The 3,385-nt window shown below is 68.9% G+C and carries 1 protein-coding gene; it reads right to left on the bottom strand.

All coding sequences use genetic code 11. The features are described from left to right. The coding region (locus ACIP64_RS41395) for an SDR family NAD(P)-dependent oxidoreductase (protein ID WP_401598032.1) at positions 1 to 3,385 on the bottom strand (3,385 nt) is incomplete at both ends.

Here is a 3,385-nt window from a genome sequence, read left to right as displayed (position 1 = left end):
CACAGATCCTCAGGCGACCGCACACCACCCGGGAACCGGCAACTCATCGCCACAATCGCGATCGGATCATCATCCGTGGCGATCACCGCCGGCAGATCCGCATCCGCAACACGAACCGTCCCCAGCACCTCACCCCGCAGATAATCCGCAAGCGCAGCCGACGTCGGATAGTCATAAACCAACGTCGCCGGCAACCGCAGCTCCGTCACCGCACCCAACCGGTTCCGCAGTTCGACGGCCGTCAGCGAGTCAAAGCCCAACTCCTTGAACGCCCGACCCGCCTCGACATCACCCACACCCCCATGCCCCAGAACCTCGGCAACCAGCCGACGCACCAACTCCAGGACAAACGGCGCACGATCACCCTCCGCCATCCCCCGCAACCGCACAGCAAACGAAGAACCAGCCGTCTGAGAGGACTCATCCGTGTCCTCTTCGGTACGGGCGACCGCCATCGCCTCCGGCAGCTCGGCGAGGAGCCTGCTGGGACGTGCAGAGGTGAATCCGGGGGCGAAGCGCTCCCAGTCCATGTCCGCGACGGCGACGACGGTGTCCTTGGCACCCACCGCGCGGTGCAGCGCCATCAGCGCCGTGGCCGCGTTCATCGGGGAGACACCGCCACGGCGCATCCGGGCGGCCATCGCCTCATCGGCCGCCATGCCGCCCTCGGCCCACGGACCCCAAGCAATCGACGTCGCCGCCAAACCATCCGCACGACGCTGCTCAGCAAGGGCGTCCAGGAAAGCGTTCGCGGCAGCGTAATTGCCCTGCCCGGCGGCTCCCCATACACCGGCGGCAGAAGAGAAGAGGACAAAGGCATCGAGGGTGATGCCCAACTCGATCGTCAGCTCGTGCAGGTTGAGCGCCGACGTGGCCTTCGCCCGCAGAACACCGTCAATGCGCTCCGGCGTCAGGGTATCCAGCACACCGTCGTCCAGGATGCCCGCCGTGTGAACGACCGCGGTCAGCGAATCGGCGTGCTCGGCGAGCAGAGCGCGCAGCGCCTCACGGTCGGAGGCGTCACACGCCACGACCGAGACCTCGACGCCCAGCTCCGCGACCAGCTCAGCAGCACCCGGCGCCTCCATCCCACGGCGACTGGTCAGCACCAGCCGGTCAGCACCAGCCTCCGCCAACCACCGCGCGACCCGACCGCCCAGCGCACCCGTGCCACCCGTCACCAGCACCGTGCCCGACGGGATCCACGACCCCGCGCCCTCCGGCAGCACAGCCCGAACCAGCCGTCGCCCGAACACTCCGGAGGAGCGCACGGCCACCTGGTCCTCACCCGAACCGGCAAGCACCCCGACCACACGCGACAGCGCCCGCTCGTCCAGGACCTCGGGCAGGTCGACCAGACCGCCCCAGCGCTCCGGCACCTCCAGGGCGGCAACCCGGCCCAGACCCCACATCTCTGCCTGCACCGGAGACGTCAACCTGTCCGACCGGCCGACCGAGACCGCACCCCGCGTCAGGGACCACAACCGGGCGTCCACCTGGGCATCGCCCAGAGCCTGAATCAGAGAGACCGACTCCACAAGCCCGAGCAGCGACACGACACCCGCGTACTCACCGGCGACCAGACCCGCCAGCGACGCACGATCCGTGCCCGGCTCGACCTCGACCCGGCGCACCTCCGCACCTCGATCCGCCAGTGCGTCCGCCAGCAGCGAGTCGTCCTCGGTCGGCACGACCACCAGCCACGTCCCGGAAAGACGCGCGCCGGAAGCCTCGGCCAGCGGCTTCCACACCACCCGGTACCGCCAGCCGTCCACCTCCGACCGCTCCCGACCCTGACGACGCCACGCCGACAGACCAGGCAGGACGCTCGCCCAAGCAGTGTCGTCATCGGTCCCGAGGGCGGTGACCAGTGACGTGAGGTCTTCGCGCTCGACGGCGTCCCAGAACCGGGCATCCACGGTGTCCACGACTCCACCGACCAGAGCGTTCCCCGGTAGCGCCGCCTCCGGCCAGTACCGCTTCCGCTGGAAGGCATACGTCGGCAGGTCCACCGGCCGTGCAACGGTCCCGGCGAAGAACTTCCGCCAATCGACTTCGACACCTCGCACGTGCACCTGCGCCAGAGCCGTGCCGGTGGTCTCGACTTCCGGTCGGCCCTTGCGCAGCACCGGAACGAAAACCGCGCCCGTCACGCACTCCTGCGCCATCGCCGACAGCACACCGTCCGGACCCAGCTCCACAAACGTGCTGACCCCAGCAGCCTCCAGCGCACGGACACCGTCCAGGAAGCGAACCGCCTCACGGATGTGCCGCACCCAGAACTCGGGCGAGGACATCTCGTCAGTGACTACGGCGCCGGTCAGGTTCGATACAACCGGGATGCGCGGAGCCTCGAACGACAGCCCAGCCACCACCTCGCGGAAGGCGTCGAGCATGCCGTCCATGTGTGGGGAGTGGAACGCGTGGCTGACCGTCAGACGCTTCGACTTCCGGTCACCGAACGACTCCACGATCGCGACCGCGGCATCCTCGTCACCCGCGATCACCACCGCCTGCGGACCGTTGACGGCGGCGATGCTCACCCGGTCGGTGAGCAGCGGCAGGACCTCGTCCTCCGACGCCTGCACCGCGATCATCACGCCACCCGTCGGCAGCGCCTGCATCAACCGCCCACGCGCCGCCACCAGAGCGCACGCGTCCTCCAACGAGAAAACTCCGGCAACGTGTGCCGCGGCGATCTCACCGATGGAGTGGCCGGACACGAAGTCGGGCTTCACGCCCCACGACTCGACCAGGCGGAACAGTGCCACCTCGACGGCGAACAGCGCCGGCTGGGTGAACCCCGTCCGGTCCAGAACCGCGACGTCCTCCCCGAAGAGCACGTCCCTCAGTGGCACATCAAGGTGCGTATCCATGTGCGCACAGACCACGTCCAAGGCGTCCGCGAAGGCCGAGTACGCGCCGTACAGCTCACGCCCCATTCCCAACCGCTGGCTGCCCTGACCCGTGAACAGGAAGGCGAGCTTGCCCGCCACCGGAGATCCGGCCACCACACCAGGCGCCGGGGCACCTTCGGCCAGCGCCTCAAGCGCGGCCAGTACGTCTTCGCGGCCCTGTGCCGTCACGACCACACGCCGTTCGAGAGCCGAACGGCCCGTCGTCAGCATCCGCCCCACATCGGACAGCCGCACCTCCCGAGCCACAACGAGCCGGTCCCGGAGATTCGCCGCCTGCTCACGCAGGGCGATGTCGGACTTCGCGGACAGTGCCAGCGGCAGGAACGGCAGTTCTTCGACGGGCAGTTCTGAGTCATCGAGCTCGGCGGCTTCCGGTGCCTGTTCGATGACGGTGTGGGCGTTGGTGCCGCTGAACCCGAACGACGAGATACCGGCCCGACGCGGACGGCCTGTCTCCGGCCACGCCT

It is taken from the genome of Streptomyces sp. NPDC088733 (genome assembly GCF_044751185.1).
In the GTDB taxonomy this organism is placed as follows: domain Bacteria; phylum Actinomycetota; class Actinomycetes; order Streptomycetales; family Streptomycetaceae; genus Actinacidiphila.
This window is presented reverse-complemented; position numbering and strand designations above follow the sequence as displayed.